The following is a 15,162-nucleotide window of genomic DNA, read 5'->3' on the forward strand; positions in this document are numbered from 1 at the left end:
GGCGAGCCGCTCGGTGACCGCGGCGGCCTGGGAGAGCGCGACGAACGGGGCGATGGGGACAGGAGCGCGAGGGGCGCCCACCGGACTGACGGGGACAGAAGCGCGAGGGGCGCCCACCGGACCAACGGGGGCCGCGCGGCCACGTCGTCCTAGGACCATCGGCGTACGGTCCCCCGTCCAGGTCGCTACCGAAGGCTGTTCCGGGCTCGCCCCTCCGGTCGTAGCGTCGAAGGTGAGGACCCCGCCGACCGGCGACGCGGCGGATCGGCGGGCCGAAGGAGATTGGTCAGCGGCCCCGGAAGAGCAGCGGTCCGACCCGATCCGGCGGCGGATCGGGGGTGGCCTCGCCGCTCGCGGGACCCGAGAGATCAAGGAGATCCCATGCCCCGCCTCGACCACACCATCGTGCACAGCACCGACCGGTTCGCCTCCGCCGGGTTCCTGGCCGATCTTCTCGGCGCACCCGAACCGAAGGCGTACGGCCCCTTCGCCGCTCTCAAACTGGACAACGGGGTGACCCTCGATTACGCCGAGCACGTCGCCGGCGGCAGCGAGTTCGTCCCCACGCACTATGCGTTCCTGGTGACCGAGGAGGAGTTCGACGCGATCTTCGCGCGCATACAGGAGCGCGAACGGCCTTACTGGGCCGACCCCATGCACAACAGGCCGCAGGTGATCAACACCCTGGACGGCGGCCGGGGTCTCTACCTCAACGACCCCGACGGTCACAACATGGAGTTCCTGACCCGGACGTACTCCGAAGAGCTGCTGACCAGTATGTAGGCGTGCGGCGAGCCGCCGCCGGGAAATGCCCCTTGTGGGCGCGGACGGAACCTCCGCCCGTAGTGATCAGCGGCACATGCACGGCCGGTTCTTCCGCGGCGGCGCTGTCGGTGGGCGCTCGTATCCTCGGAGGATGACTTCCAGCGCGCAGGGACCCGACCAGGCATCCGACCGAGGGACCGACCGCGAAACGACCTCCGGACCCGCCCGGCCGGGCGGGCCCACGGCGACCGCGATGCGCCGCGCGCTCAAGCGGGCCCGCGACGGAGTGGCGCTGGACGCCGGCGAGGCCGCGGTGCTGCTGCAGGCCCGCGGCGAGGACCTGAGGGACCTGTGCGCCTCCGCGGCCCGGGTGCGGGACGCCGGCCTGGAGGCCGCGGGCCGCCCGGGAGTCATCACCTATTCGCGCGGTGTCTTCATCCCCCTGACGCGACTGTGCCGGGACACCTGCCACTACTGCACCTTCGTCACCGTCCCCGGAAAGCTGCGCCGGGACGGCCACGGGATGTTCATGTCGCCCGACGAGGTGCTGGACATCGCCCGCCGCGGCGCCGAAATGGGCTGCAAGGAGGCCCTGTTCACGCTCGGCGACAAGCCGGAGGACCGCTGGCCCGAGGCCCGCGAGTGGCTGGCGGCGCACGGCTACGACGACACCCTCTCCTATGTCCGTGCCATGGCCATCCGCGTCCTGGAGGAGACCGGTCTGCTGCCGCACCTCAACCCCGGGGTGCTGTCCTGGACGGACTTCCAGCGGCTCAAGCCCGTGGCCCCCTCCCTGGGGATGATGCTGGAGACGACCGCCGAGCGCCTGTGGAGCGAGCCCGGCGGTCCGCACCACGGATCGCCCGACAAGGAACCGGCGGTCCGGCTGCGCGTCCTGGAGGACGCCGGCCGCTCCAACGTCCCCTTCACCACGGGGCTGCTCATCGGCATCGGTGAGACGTACGAGGAGCGCGCCGAGTCCCTCTTCGCGCTGCGCCGCATCCAGCGCGCGTACCACGGCATCCAGGAACTCATCATGCAGAACTTCCGCGCCAAGCCGGACACGGCGATGCGTGGAATGCCGGACGCCGAACTGGACGAACTTGCCGCGACGATCGCGGTGGCCCGGCACATCATGGGCCCCTCGACCCGCATCCAGGCGCCGCCCAACCTCGTCGACGGCGAGTACGCGCTGCTCATCGGGGCCGGGATCGACGACTGGGGCGGCGTCTCCCCGCTGACCCTCGACCACGTCAACCCCGAGCGCCCCTGGCCGCAGATCGAGGAGCTGACCGAGCGCTGCGCCACCGCCGGCTTCGAGCTGCGCGAACGGCTCCCCATCTACCCGGAGTTCCTCCAGCGCGGCGAACCCTGGCTCGACCCCCGCCTGCTGCCGCACGTCCGCGCCCTCGCCGACCCGGAGACGGGCCTGGCCGTGGAGGACGCCCCCGTGGTGGGCCGTCCCTGGCAGGAGCCCGACGAGGGCTTCACGAGGAACTCCACGGGCCGTACGGACCTGCACCACACCATCGACACCGAGGGCCGCACCGCCGACCGTCGCGACGACTTCGACGAGGTCTACGGCGACTGGGAGGCGCTGCGCGAGGCCGCCGCCCCCGGGATGGTGCCCGAACGCCTCGACGCCGACGTACGACAGGCGCTGTCCCAGGCCGCCGATGACCCGACCAGGCTCACCGACGCCGAAGCGCTGGCACTGCTGCACGCGGACGGGCCCGCGCTGGACGCCCTCTGCACGATCGCCGACGAGCTGCGCCGCGCCACGGTGGGCGACGACGTCACCTACATCGTCACCAGGAACATCAACTTCACCAACGTCTGCTACACCGGCTGCCGCTTCTGCGCGTTCGCCCAGCGCCGCACCGACGCCGACGCCTACACCCTCTCCCTCTCCCAGGTCGCCGACCGTGCCCAGCAGGCCTGGGACGTGGGCGCGGTGGAGGTGTGCATGCAGGGCGGCATCCACCCGGATCTGCCCGGCACCGCGTACTTCGACATCGCACGCGCCGTCAAGGAACGCGTCCCCGGGATACATGTGCACGCCTTCTCGCCCATGGAGGTCGTCAACGGCGCCACGCGTACCGGGCTGTCGATCCGCGAGTGGCTGACCGAGGCCAGGGCCGCCGGCCTGGACACCATCCCCGGCACCGCCGCCGAGATCCTCGACGACGAGGTCCGCTGGATCCTCACCAAGGGCAAGCTGCCCACCGCCACCTGGGTCGAGGTCATCAAGACCGCCCATGAGCTGGGCATCCGCTCGTCCTCGACGATGATGTACGGCCATGTCGACCAGCCGCGCCACTGGCTGGGGCATCTGCGCCTGCTGGCGCAGATCCAGCAGGAGACCGGCGGCTTCACGGAGTTCGTCACCCTCCCCTTCATCCACACCAACGCCCCCGTCTATCTCGCCGGCATCGCCCGCCCCGGCCCCACCACGCGGGACAACCGCGCGGTGACGGCCATGGCCCGGGTACTGCTGCATCCGCACATCACCAACATCCAGACCAGCTGGGTCAAGCTCGGCACGGAGGGCGCCGCCGAGATGCTCCGCTCCGGCGCCAACGACCTGGGCGGCACCCTGATGGAGGAGACCATCTCCCGTATGGCGGGGTCGAGTTACGGCTCCTATTGCTCCATCCAGGACCTCATCGCCATCGCCGACCTGGCCGGCCGCCCGGCCCGCCCGCGCACCACGACGTACGGCCCGGTCACCGAGGAACGCCGGACCGCCGCTCTCGCGTCGGACGGCCATCTGCCGGAGCTGTTGCCGGTCGTGGAGTGAACCCATGGGGCCGGCTGCGGAGGCCGCCGCACCCGGACACGGTTTACGGCCGGGCCCCGCTACTCGCCGCCCTCGTACTCGGCCTCGTGCTGCAGGATGCACTGCTGCCACTGCGACAGTGCCTCCTCGCGGTCCCCTCCGCTGTCCTGGGCGGCGACGATCAGTGCGTCGGCGGCCATCGCGGCAAGCCGTACCGCGATATGGCAGACATCGCTCTGGGGGAGCGGACGGAGGAGTTCCACCGCGCCGTCGCTGTCTCCGGAGAGCGCGGAGGCGACAACGGCCATGGTGGTGCGATCCCACTCGTACTCGGACATGGGGACAGCATGCCCAGCGGGCACGGTCGCCATGATCGAACGGTTGACCCCTCTGCTGGGGCGGGACGGGCCAGCGAGACGGGTGGGGCGTCCGCCCACCCCTCCGGTCCGCCTCAGCCCAGTTCGCGGATCGGGCTGCCCGCCAGAAAGGCGGTGATGTCCTCGACGGCCTGCCGGAAGTAGCCCTCGTAGTTGCGGCGGGTGACATAGCCGAGGTGGGGGAGGGCGAGCACGTTCGGGAGGGTGCGCAGCGGGTGGCCGGCGGGCAGCGGCTCCTGGTCGAAGACGTCCAGGCCGGCGCCGGCGATCCAGTTCTCGCGCAGCGCCCGCAGCAGCGCGGGCTGGTCGACGATGGCGGCGCGGGAGGTGTTGACGAGGTAGGCCGTCGGCCGCATCCGGCGCAGCTCGATGGCGGCATTGCGCATCCCCGACGTGATCAGGAGCCGGAGACGGGGCAGCCGGGCCAGGAGCGAGGCGGGGAACGGGGTGCGCTCGCGCATCGCGACGACGATCTCGCAGTCGCCGATCGCCGCGGCCACCTCGTCCTCGGAGCCGAAGGGCCGCCGCAGCGTACGGACGTCCACGTCACCCGCCAATACGGACCAGTCGGCCATCGAACGGGCGATGTCCTGGTAGTCGTCGAGTACGGCGCAGCGCCACGTCATGCGGATTCTCCTGGGAAGATCAGGCGGTCGGCCAGGGGGGGCCGGATGGTGCTCATCGGGGCCGTACCGGCCAAAAGCCTCCTTGCGAGTGACTATTCGCATTACTCTCCTGCGCAAAAATTGATCAATCCTGAACGATTACAGTGCTTCCCCGGGGGCCTGTGCTAGGCCCCGGAACGCAGTGAGCTTCGGGAGGCGCAGTGAGCGCAGCGGGCGGCGGCGCCATCTGGGGGCGCGCGGAACAGCAGGACTTCCGCAGCCGGGTACGCGGCTGTCTGCTCGGCGGCGCCATCGGCGACGCGCTCGGCGCCGGAATCGAATTCGACTCGCTGGACGCGATCCGTGCGGCGCACGGCCAGGAGGGCGTCACGGATCTCGTGCCCGCCTACGGGCGGCGCGGCGCGGTCACCGACGACACCCAGATGACGTTGTTCACCGTGGACGGACTGATCCGGGCCCAGGTCCGCCGCGACACCGGCGCCTGGCACCCGCCCACCGACGTCCACCGCGCCTATCTGCGCTGGGCCGCCACCCAGCGCGACTGGGGCCCGGACGAGCGCAAGAAGGAGGACGGCTGGCTCGCCCGCGAGGAGTGGCTCTACTCCCGCCGCGCGCCCGGCCGGGCCTGCCTGAGCGGACTCGGCGACGAGGTGATGGGCACGCTGGAGGCGCCCAAGAATCCGGACTCGAAGGGCTGCGGCGCGGTGATGCGCTCCGCGCCGTTCGGGCTGCTGGTCGGCTGGGAGCCGCAGCTGGTCTTCCAGCTCGCCGTCGAGTGCGCCGCCCAGACGCACGGCCATCCCACCGGCTATCTGGCGGCCGGCGCCTTCGCGGTCATCAGCCATTCGCTGGCCCGCGGCGAGGTGCTCGACGGCGCCGTGCAGAAGGCACTGGCGCACCTGGCCACCCGCCCGGGCCACGAGGAGACCTCCGACGCCCTCAAGCGCGCGCTCGGCGCCGTACGGCAGGGGATGCCGACGCCCGCCCGGGTGGAGTCGCTGGGCGCGGGCTGGACGGCCGAGGAGGCGCTGGCGATCGGGGTGTACTGCGCGCTGGTCGCCGAGGACCTCCGGCACGGCCTGCTGCTCGCCGTCAATCACGGCGGGGACAGCGACTCCACCGGTGCCATCTGCGGCAATCTGCTGGGCACCCTGCACGGCGAGACGGCGCTGCCGCCGGACTGGCTGGTCGAGCTGGAGGGCCGGGAGACGATCTTGCAGGTGGCCGACGACTTCTCGATGGAGATGACGCAGGGAGCCGCGCTGCACGGCCCGGCCGGATCGGCGCCGGGCTGGCTGGCCCGGTACCCCAGGGCGTAGCGCGCACCCCGGCCAGGGGCCGCCTGGCTACGGGTCGGCCCGCGCCCCCGCCGGCCCGCGGTAGGCCCGGCCCGGACCCGGCGTCGCGCGCCCCAGTGGGGGCCGACCGGTCGCCTACCGCATCAGCTCCCCCGCGTTGACCAGCAGCGACTGCCCCGTGATGGCGCGTGCCCGGTCGGACGCCAGAAAGACCGCGGTCTCGGCCACATCCGCGTCCGTCGCCAGGTCGGGCAGCGCCGTCCGCGCGGTGAGCCGGCCGCGCACCTCGGACTCCGCGACGCCCTCGGTGTGCGCCTGGAACCGTACGTACGCCTCCACCGGCGGGCCCCACATCCACCCCGGCTGCACGGTGTTGACCCGGATCCGGTCCGGTCCCAGCTCGCGCGCCAGTGAGTACATCGCCGAGACCAGCCCGCCCTTGGACGCCGCGTACGCCGCCTGCTGCACCTGCGAGGGCGCGGCGACCGACGACTGGGTGCCGATCATCACCACCGACCCGCCGCCACGCGCCGTGAGCGACGGCAAGCAGGCGCGGGTCATCCGCAACGTGCCGAAGAGATTGACGTCCACGACGCGGCGCCAGGAGTCGAAGTCGGCGTCCCGCAGGCCCCCGAAGAGCGAGTCCAGCGCGGCGACATGGATCACCGCGTCGATCCCGCCGAACCGCTCGACCGCCAGCGCGGCCAGCTCCGCGCACTGCTCCTCGTCGGCGATATCGGTCGCCCGCCAGGCCGTCCGCCCGCCCGAAGGGTCCAGCCGGGCCGCCGACTCGGCGAGGTTCGCCGCCGTACGGGCGCCCAGCACCACCGAGGCACCGTCCCGCAGGCAGGCCGCCACGACCTGACGCCCGAGCCCGGCCCCTACGCCCGAGACGACGACGGTCTTGTTCCGCAGCAGCATGCGCGCCTCCCGGCCGGGCCGCCCGAGCTTTCCTGATGGCTCGTCAGGATAGGCGCGAGGGTGCGGGAAGGCCAGGGCGGAGCCGCCGCGCATCCCCTGGCGCACTAGCTGACGGAGCGTCAAACTGGCGGCCCCGTCCTGTCCGCGATCCACCAGGAGGACCGTCATGAGTGAGGCCACGGACCTGGAGGCCTACGCACGGCTGGCCGGCACGGGCCCGTACGGCGTCCGTCCGGGGCATGCGCTCATCACGATGGTGGAGCCGCATGCCGGCCAGGAGCGCGCCTACAACCGCTGGTACGAGGACGATCACTTCATCGCCGGGGCGATGGCCATGCCGTGGATGTATGCGGGCCGTCGATGGGTGGCGACGCGCGACCTCCAGCTCCTCCGGTATCCGGCGGAGTCGGCGGTCGCCCGGCCCGTCACCAGTGGGTGTTATATCTCCACATACTGGGTCACGGCGGGGCGCTATTCCGAGCACCTGAAGTGGAGCGTGGGAATCAATCAGCGCCTCCATCGTGATGGCCGCGTCCATCACGACCGGACCCATGTCTTTACGGCGTTCCACGGGCACCTGGCCACGGTGTATCGCGACGGGAGCGACGGCCCGCGTGATTTTCATGCCCTGAATTACCCCTACGACGGTTTGGTCGTGGAGGTTATCGATACCGCCGGGCCGGTTCAGCGCGCGAAACTTCTGGAGTGGCTGTGTGCGCGGCACCTCGGGGCGCGGCTGTCGGGATCACCCGCGGCCATGGTGCTGGTCTTTCGTCCCCACCCGTTGCCGGCCGACCGAATGTCATACGTCGAGCAGGTGGCCGGGGTGGATACCAGGCTGACGCTTCTCTGGTTCCTGGAGCAGGATCCGCGGATGTGCTGGGACGAGCACTTCACGGGGCTCGATTCCCTGGTGGCGGAACACGGTCTCGGCTCCGTCGAATTCGTTGCGCCGTTCATTCCCACGGTTCCGGGAACCGATCGCTATGTCGATGAACTCCGCTGACGCGGGGCGCTCCGTTCCCGGGGGGAGCCGGGCGGGAGCGGGGCGGCGGGCGAGGCTGAGCCCCCTCGGCCAGGACGGCGGACCAGTCGAGAGGGCTCGTATCGCGGTGCGGGTGACGATCGAGTCAGGCGCTGCCAAGGCTTCCGCGGTCGATATCCGAAAGCAAGGCGGTCCATGCCTGTGCCGAGAAGGAGAGGACCGGCCCACGGGGGTCCTTGCTGTCGCGGACTCCGACAACTGAGTCGTCCACGCGGGCGACCTCGACGCAATTTCCGTCCTTACCCGAGTATGTCGACTTCCGCCACATCAGATCGGTACTGAGATTCCTCGTCATTTTGCACTCCCGTGCGTTCAGGTGGGCGAGAAGTGGTGACTTCTCGGGGTGCTGATGACGCTACGCTCCAACATCGCTAACAGGAGGAGCCGCTCACTCGACCGGATGACATATTTCGGAGGGCTCTTCCTTCAGTTGCGGTGGTGGTGTACTTTCCGGCCCGCCGGATCAGGCGGCGTACTCCTTGGCCACATCTGAGATGAATTTGCGCGTCTCGTCCGCATTCAGTGCTTGGGCCCGGAGATGCTCGTACATGATCCCGTACTTGTGGACGTCCCCGTGCTTCTCCAAGTAGAGGTCGCTGGTGACGCCTTCCAAATAGACCGTGGTCGAGTCCGAGGGGTCGTCGAACTCCAGGATGGAGAACGTCCCGGTCATTCCGGGGTGGGACCCCACGGAGTACGGCACCACCTGGAGCGTGACATGGGGGAGCCGGCTCAACTCGACGAGGCGCTCCAGTTGTTCGCGCATGGTCCGGCGGTCCCCGACGACCCGGCGGGTGGCCGACTCGTCGATCACGGCCCAGAAGCGGAGCGGGGCCTCGGCGGCGTGCAGCCGCTGCTGTCGCTTGAGGCGTACGCCGACGCGGCTGTCGACGTCTTCCGGGGTGGCCTCGGGCCACATTCCGCGGATCACTGCCTCCGCGTACTCGGGGGTCTGCAGGAGACCGGGCACCAGAAGCGACTCGTAATTCCGCACCGAGAGCGCGTCGGCTTCCAGTCCGATGTAGACGCTGTAGCTCGGGGAGAGGCTCCCGAATGCGTGCCACCAGCCCTGCTGACGGGATTCCTTCGCCATTTGCATCAGAGATTCGACCATGTGCTGGTCGGCCACCTCGTAGACCCCGCAGAGATCGCGCACATCTCGCTGGCTGATGCTGCGACGACCGTTCTCCAGGCGGCTGATCTTCGATTGGGAGACCAGCAGCCGGTCCGCCACCTCTTCTGCCGTCATGCCTTTGGCCTCTCGAAGCCTGCGCAGCTCCTGGCCCAATCGGCGTCGCCTGACGGTGGGATTGACATTGGACGCCACGCTCAGTGCACCTCCGGCTCCGTACTGCTGTTTTCTGTTCAGCAGACTGCCACCAACGGTCCACATCGCGCTGGCAAATGGCTGGACAAGGTGCTCGGGCTGGAAATTTGGGGCCGGAACCGATAAAGCGCGGCAGAGCAGAAGCGCGGGGTGGCGGGCCGGCCGTCGTCCAAAACGGCCGGCCCGCCACCCCGCGCCGGGTGCTGCGGCTCCCGAACGGGTCTGTGGGTCGGTGGTGCGGTTGCTCCACCGGTGCTCTACCGATGTGGGTGTTTGTAGCGGTGGTGCGGGACGTCGTACGGCGTCCGCCGGCGTCAGCGGGCGCCCACCCGGGCCGCCAGCCTGCCGTGGCCGTGCCGCGACTGGCTCGGCGCGCCGGCCGGCTCCGCGCCGGCCCGGGCCGCCGGTTGTCGTACGGGTCCCGCGGCGGGGGCCTGTGGCCGCCGGGGCTGGGCCCCGACGCCGTTCTGCACATCCATGACGGCGTGTGCGACCAGCCCGCCCATCGGGTCGTGGCGGATGAGATCCCGGAGACGGGAGCGCGATGACCGCCCTTCGTTGCCGGGGTACAGATGCTTGCCGAGCCCGACCGCATGGGCCAGCGCGGCCAGCGCCGCGGTCCGCGGGTCCGGCGGTACGCCGGTGCGGATCGCGTTGTCCAGCCGGGCCCTGATTTCCCGGCTGATGGCCGTCTCCGTCGCCTGGTAGCGCGTCGTCGGCAGTACCCCGCACATCTGGCCCGCCACGGCATGCACCATGCCGCACCGTTCGAGATGCGTGAGGTAGGTCTGGCGCAGCCCGAGTCGGGGCCCGCCGATCCAGTGGACCGCGCGCACCGGACTGCCGCGTCGGCGCAGCAGTTCGAGCGCGGAGTCCAGTGTTGGATCTCCTGTCGGCCGTGCCATCACCACGGCGATACGATCCCCGTCTGGGGCTATCCGTCCTGCCAGAGCCAGCTCTACTAGCTGGGCCCCGGCCAGGCCGAGGTCGAGCGACTGCGGCTGCGCTGTGGTTCCCGTCGTCGGGTCCAAAGCGAGCAGCAGAAGCTCCTCCGGAATTGTTCTGCGGCTCCTGCCCATCCATGCCTCCCCGCGTGGATGAATGACAGGGTGACCCCTCTCACATTCATCTGTCGAGAGTGCATGGGGGATTCGATAGGGAACCGGTAGGTATGTCGTTCTCGTCTTGCACGTCGGCGACATCTTTCTGTGGGGTGCGGGGCGTCCTGATACGCGTGGCGGCGGGACGGTGCTGTGCAGACACAGGACACTTGGAAACACTGGGTCAGGCAGGCAGTGCGACAAATGAAGGAGACATCGGTGGCGGGCGAGTCCCCCGACAAGTCGGACAAGAAGCAGTCGTCGGGGGAGACGGCGCGGAGCGAACGTGATCCGCGCCGGTCCGCCTTCCGCCGCGAGCCGGACGAGCCGGCGAAGAAGCAGGAAGCGGGGGCGGGGAAGGACGCGCGCCCGCAGGACGATCCGGAGTCCGCGGCCGGGACGAAGTCCGCGGCGAAGCCCGGGACGAAGCCTTCGGCGAGGTCGAAGGCGAAGGCCGAGACGGATGCGAAGCCCGGAGCGAAGGCGAAGGCCGCGGTGACGTCGGGTGCCGCGGCCGGGGCGCAGGTCGTGGATCCGTCCGAGGAGGAGGCTGCGGAGCCGTCCGAAGCGTCCGAGGGGGGCAAGGCGTCCGGCAACGCGTCCGAGGGCGCTGAGGCGTCCCAGGGGGCCGCTGAGGGCGACGGGGGCGAAGAGGGCGGCGACGACCGCCTCCGTGCCGCTGTGGCCGCCTGGGTCGCGTCGACGGACGGCGACGAGGCCGAGGGCGGCAGCGACGAGGGCAGTGCGGGCGACGGCGACGGTGCCGCGGCCGCGGACGAGGGTGCTGGGGCCGCCGAGGGTGCCGCCGCAAAGCCGGAAGCGAAGTCGACGGCGAAGGGTGCCGCCCGGTCGGACGTGCAGGCCGGTGAGAAGGCGGACCGGAAGGCGGACGGGAAGGCTGCGGGCGCGAGGGAGCCCGCGACCACGGCGGACGGGAAGGGCGCGGCGAAGGCCGGAGCCGTCTCGGAGGGCGAGGTCGGGGACGAGGGGGACGCCGAGCCGGTGTCCGCCCCGCTGCCCCAGCAGGCCAAGGCCGTCGATCAGGCGACCGCTGTGTTCAAGACCGTCGGGCCGCAGAAGGGCAAGTCCTCGGGTGCGGCAGGCGCTGCGGGCGACGGCAAGGGCGACGGCAAGGGTGCGGGCGACGGTGACGGCGGCGGGAGTGACGCCGACGAGGCGCCGGCCGATGACGCGACCCGAGTGTTTGCTGTTGCGAAGCTGAAGGGGAAGGGCGCGGAAGCCGAGGCCGTCGACCAGGCGACCACCGCCTTCAAGATCAACCCGCCCGCCAAGAGCAAGGACGGGGCCAAGGGCAAGCCCGGCAGCGACAGCAGGTCCGACGCCAAGGACAAGGCCGACGCCAAGGACAAGGCCCAGGGCGACGCCAAGGACAAGGCCGGCAGCGACGGCAAGTCCGACGCCGCGAAGGACGGCGACGCCAAGAAGGACGGCGACGCCAAGGCGAAGGCCGCCCCCGAGCGTGACTCGGAGCGGACCAGTCAGTTCGTGGCGCTGAAGTCGGCGGACGACGGTACGGCGGGCAGGTCGCTGGGCAAGACGGCGCCCAGGACTCCGGCCCGTACGCCCGACAAGGCCGCGGACAAGCCCTGGGACAAGGCCGCGGACAAGCCCTCGGACAAGGCGGCCGGGAAGTCCGCCGGCGGCGCGGCCGACGAGGTGGCCGAGAAGCCGGCGCAGAAGTCGCCCGAGAAGTCGTCGGAGAAGCCGGCGGCCAAGGCTCCCGGCGCGCTGCCTGCCGCCGAGCCCGCCAAGCCGGCCGCGTCGCCCGAGCCGGCCGGCCGGACGGGTGCGGCGCCGGCCGCCGCGGAGGCCACCGGCGCCACGGCTCCTGCCGCGCTGCCCGAGTCGGAGCGGACCAAGCAGGAACCGCTGCCGCCGCTCGACCTCCTGGCGCAGCTCACCAACACCCCGCCGCCGCCCGAGACCCCGCTGCGCACGGTCGTCCGCCGCTTCAAGATCTGGACCCCGCTGGCGGTGCTGCTGGCGATCGTCTTCGTGGTCGCCCAGGCGGTGCGCCCGCTGCCGGCCCCCAAGCTCACCGTCGGTGCGTCGACCGCGTTCACCTTCAAGGGCGGCAAGCTCTCGATGCCGTGGCCCGACCAGGGGCAGGCCGCCGCCATGGTCGTCGGCGTCGGCAGCCTGGGCACGTCCGGCCCGCAGAAGCCCGTACCGACCGCGAGCGTCGCCAAGGTGATGACGGCGTACGTGCTGCTGCGTGACCACCCGCTCAAGAAGGGCGAAAAGGGCCAGACGATCACGGTGGACGCCCAGGGCGAGGCGGACTCGAACAAGGGGGACGAGTCGCGCGTTCCGCTCAAGAAGGGTCAGAAGTTCAACCAGTACCAGATGATGCAGATGCTGATGATCCCGTCGGGCAACAACGTCGCCCGGCAGCTGGCCCGTTGGGACGCGGGGTCCGAGGCGGCGTTCGTGAAGAAGATGAACGACGCGGCCAAGAAGCTGGGGATGAAGAAGACGCACTACACCGACCCCAGCGGCCTTCTCCAGACGACCGTGAGCACCGCCGTCGACCAGCTCAAGCTCGCCGAACAGGTCGTCAAGAACGATGTGTTCCGTGAGGTCGTGCGCACCGAGAACGCTCAGATCGACGGTCTGCCGGAGCGGATCTACAACAACAACTCCCTGCTCACGACGATGGCGGGCAAGGTCAGCGGTATCAAGACGGGGTCGAGCACGCCGGCCGGCGGCACGTTCATGTGGTCCGGCTACCGCACCGTCGGCGGCAAGGACCAGCTGCTGCTCGGTGTGACGATGGACCAGCACACCAACAGCCCGGACCCCAACGCCCAGCTCGCGCTGGTCCTGAACAACACCCAGAAGGTGATCACGGCGTCCCGTGATGCGCTGGTCTCGGACACCGTGGTGAAGAAGGGTCAGGTCGTCGGCTACGTGGACGACGGCCTCGGCGGTGAGACGCCGGTCGTGGCGACCAAGGACCTGTCGGCGGTCGGCTGGCCCGGGATGAAGGCGACGTTCTCCATGAGCGACGGCGGCAAGAGCATCCCGCACGCCGCGAAGGCCGGTACGGAGGTCGGTGAGCTGACGGTCGGCAACGGCGAAAGCACGCAGAAGGTGCCGGTCGCCCTGCAGAAGGACCTCGTCGAGCCGACGTTCGGGGCGAAGCTGGTCCGCATCGGGTGAGTGGTGCCGGGGCTCCGGGCGGTCGGCCCGGGGCCCCGGACCACCACCGTCCGGGGCCCCGGCTCCCCGTGCCCGCCGAGCTCCCCCGGATACTCAAGTTCCCCGGCCACCCTGCACGTTCCTCTGCTCTTCCTGATGCCTGTCCGTCCGTCCCGTGCGTGACCGGAGTCCGTCATCGATGTAGCGCAAGCACAGAAGACCTACGCGTCCGCCGTAGCCGCCCGTGGTGCGTGGGCGGCACAGGGCGCGGTGGTGCTGATGCCCTCCGGGCTGATGCTGGTCCTCGGCGCCTGGGGGATCCGCCGGCAGGACGCCGTATGGCGGGACGAAGCGGTCACCTATGACATGGCGCACCGCAGCCTGGCCGATCTGTGGCTCACGCTCCAGCACGTCGATGTCGTCCACGGCCTGTACTACGCGCTGATGCACTGCTGGTTCCTCGTCTACGACGCCACCCTCGGCGACGTTCTCGGCGCGGTCATCGGCCTGCGGCTGCCGTCCGTGGCCGCGATGACGGCCGCCGCCGCGGGGGTCGCCCTGCTGGGGCAGCGCCTGGTCGGGCGGCGGGCGGGGCTGCTCGCGGGCCTCACCTTCGCGCTGATCCCCGTCGTCCAGCAGTACGCGCAGGAGGGACGCTCGTACGCGACGGTCTGCGCGCTGATCGTCTGGGCCGGTTATCTGCTGGTCCTGGCCGCCGCCCGCCCGCGCCGCAAGCTGTGGCTCGGCTATACGGCGCTGATGCTGTGTGCCTGTCTGCTGCACGAGTTCGCCTCGCTGGCGCTGCCCGCGCACGGCGCGGCGGTGGTCCTGGCGCGACTGCCCCGCCGCGTACTGCGCGCCTGGCTGCTCTCCGCGGCGACCGTCCTCGCCGGTCTGGCCCCGCTCGCGGTCTTCAGCACCCAGCAGTCGGCGCAGATCAGCTGGCTCATGTGGCCGGACCCCGTCCAGCTGCTGACCTTCGCCGTGCTGGCGGTCCTCGGCATCGCCTGCTCCCGCGTCCTGGTGCGCTCCCGCGGCCCGATCGGCCTGCGCGCCTTCGGCCTCCCCCTGCTCCTGCTGCCCACCCTCCTGCTGCTGCTCCTCTCCCACATGGAACCGGCGTACGTGGACCGCTATGTCCTCTACTACGTCGTCGGGTTCGCGCTGCTGGCGGGGGCCGCACTGGCGCGGCTGCTGCGGCCGGCCGGTGAGCTGGGTCAGACCCGTGGCCGGCGGTTGCGGCGGACGCTGGCGGTGGTGCTGGCCCTGGCCGTGCTGCTGCCCGTCGACGGCCATCTGCGCAGCCCGGACAGCCGGGTCGACGACGTCACCGCGGTCGCCCACGCGGTCCGTGCGATGTCCGAGCCCGGCGACGGCCTGCTGTTCACGCCCGCCCGGCGGCGGATCTGGGGGGCGACCCTGCCGCACGAGTTCCGCGGGCTGCACGACCTCGCGCTGGCGAAGAGCCCGGCGGCTTCGCACACCCTCTACGGCACCGAGCGGTCGGGCGATGCGATCCGCGCGCGGATGCTGGCCGTCCGCCGGATCATCGTCGCGGGCGACCCGGACGGCGCACCGGTCGACGACAACGACCAGGAGATCGCCAAACGGGCCACGCTGCACGATGCCTTCACGGTCTGCCGCAGCACGGTGGTACGGGGTGCCCGGATCACGCTGTACGCGCGTCCGGGGGCGTGCCGTGGGGGCTGGCCGGACTGGCCGAGAAGGCCGGCCACCTGCCCAAGGCGGGGCTGGTCGCCGG

12 protein-coding genes are annotated in these 15,162 nt (G+C 71.0%); 6 read left to right on the forward strand and 6 right to left on the reverse strand.

All coding sequences use genetic code 11. The features are described from left to right. The first annotated feature begins 381 nt into the window (after positions 1-381). Positions 382-783 carry a VOC family protein gene (locus tag EST92_RS26135; RefSeq protein WP_129283234.1) on the forward strand — a complete coding sequence of 134 codons (402 nt, stop codon included), beginning with the start codon at positions 382-384 and terminating at the stop codon, positions 781-783. A 235-nt stretch (positions 784-1,018) separates the two neighbouring features. Then, positions 1,019-3,565 carry a bifunctional FO biosynthesis protein CofGH gene (locus tag EST92_RS26140; RefSeq protein ID WP_254069021.1) on the forward strand — a complete coding sequence of 849 codons (2,547 nt, stop codon included), beginning with the start codon at positions 1,019-1,021 and terminating at the stop codon, positions 3,563-3,565. Between the two features lie 59 nt (positions 3,566-3,624). Here EST92_RS26140 and EST92_RS26145 read toward each other — a convergent pair whose 3' ends face one another. After that, positions 3,625-3,882, reverse strand: coding sequence for a hypothetical protein (locus EST92_RS26145; protein ID WP_040900550.1), 258 nt, complete (start codon positions 3,880-3,882; stop codon positions 3,625-3,627). A gap of 113 nt (positions 3,883-3,995) precedes the next feature. Then, complete coding sequence (locus tag EST92_RS26150; protein ID WP_129283236.1) at positions 3,996-4,547, reverse strand: NAD(P)-dependent oxidoreductase; 552 nt, start codon at positions 4,545-4,547, stop codon at positions 3,996-3,998. Positions 4,548-4,747: 200 nt separating this feature from the next. Here EST92_RS26150 and EST92_RS26155 point away from each other — a divergent pair, with 200 nt between their 5' ends. Beyond that, positions 4,748-5,866: an ADP-ribosylglycohydrolase family protein gene (locus EST92_RS26155; RefSeq protein WP_129283237.1), complete on the forward strand. Its 1,119-nt coding sequence runs from the start codon at positions 4,748-4,750 to the stop codon at positions 5,864-5,866. A gap of 114 nt (positions 5,867-5,980) precedes the next feature. On the opposite strand, the gene EST92_RS26160 is transcribed toward EST92_RS26155, so the two are convergent. Then, positions 5,981-6,766 carry an SDR family oxidoreductase gene (locus tag EST92_RS26160; protein WP_129283238.1) on the reverse strand — a complete coding sequence of 262 codons (786 nt, stop codon included), beginning with the start codon at positions 6,764-6,766 and terminating at the stop codon, positions 5,981-5,983. Positions 6,767-6,932: 166 nt separating this feature from the next. Between EST92_RS26160 and EST92_RS26165 the strand changes: the two genes are divergently transcribed. Then, a complete protein-coding gene (locus EST92_RS26165; protein ID WP_129283239.1) occupies positions 6,933-7,772 on the forward strand; it encodes a hypothetical protein in 840 nt (279 codons plus the stop codon). Between the two features lie 124 nt (positions 7,773-7,896). Here the strand turns inward: EST92_RS26165 and EST92_RS26170 are convergent, their stop codons facing one another. The 3 genes from EST92_RS26170 to EST92_RS26180 form a co-directional block, all read right to left on the reverse strand. Further along, positions 7,897-8,106 carry a DUF397 domain-containing protein gene (locus EST92_RS26170; RefSeq protein ID WP_129248994.1) on the reverse strand — a complete coding sequence of 70 codons (210 nt, stop codon included), beginning with the start codon at positions 8,104-8,106 and terminating at the stop codon, positions 7,897-7,899. Between the two features lie 168 nt (positions 8,107-8,274). Further along, positions 8,275-9,138 carry a helix-turn-helix transcriptional regulator gene (locus EST92_RS26175; RefSeq protein ID WP_129248995.1) on the reverse strand — a complete coding sequence of 288 codons (864 nt, stop codon included), beginning with the start codon at positions 9,136-9,138 and terminating at the stop codon, positions 8,275-8,277. A gap of 314 nt (positions 9,139-9,452) precedes the next feature. Further along, entirely contained in the window at positions 9,453-10,217 is a 765-nt protein-coding gene (locus EST92_RS26180) for a GPP34 family phosphoprotein (RefSeq protein WP_129283240.1), read from the reverse strand. Positions 10,218-10,457: 240 nt separating this feature from the next. Here EST92_RS26180 and EST92_RS26185 point away from each other — a divergent pair, with 240 nt between their 5' ends. Together EST92_RS26185 and EST92_RS26190 are read left to right on the forward strand one after the other, a co-directional pair. Continuing rightward, positions 10,458-13,421 carry a serine hydrolase gene (locus tag EST92_RS26185; RefSeq protein WP_129283241.1) on the forward strand — a complete coding sequence of 988 codons (2,964 nt, stop codon included), beginning with the start codon at positions 10,458-10,460 and terminating at the stop codon, positions 13,419-13,421. A 258-nt stretch (positions 13,422-13,679) separates the two neighbouring features. Then, a partial coding sequence (locus EST92_RS26190) for a glycosyltransferase family 39 protein (protein ID WP_254069022.1) occupies positions 13,680-15,162 on the forward strand: 1,483 nt, incomplete at its 3' end.

The organism is Streptomyces sp. TM32 (assembly GCF_004122755.1).
GTDB classification, from domain to species: Bacteria; Actinomycetota; Actinomycetes; order Streptomycetales; family Streptomycetaceae; genus Streptomyces; species Streptomyces sioyaensis.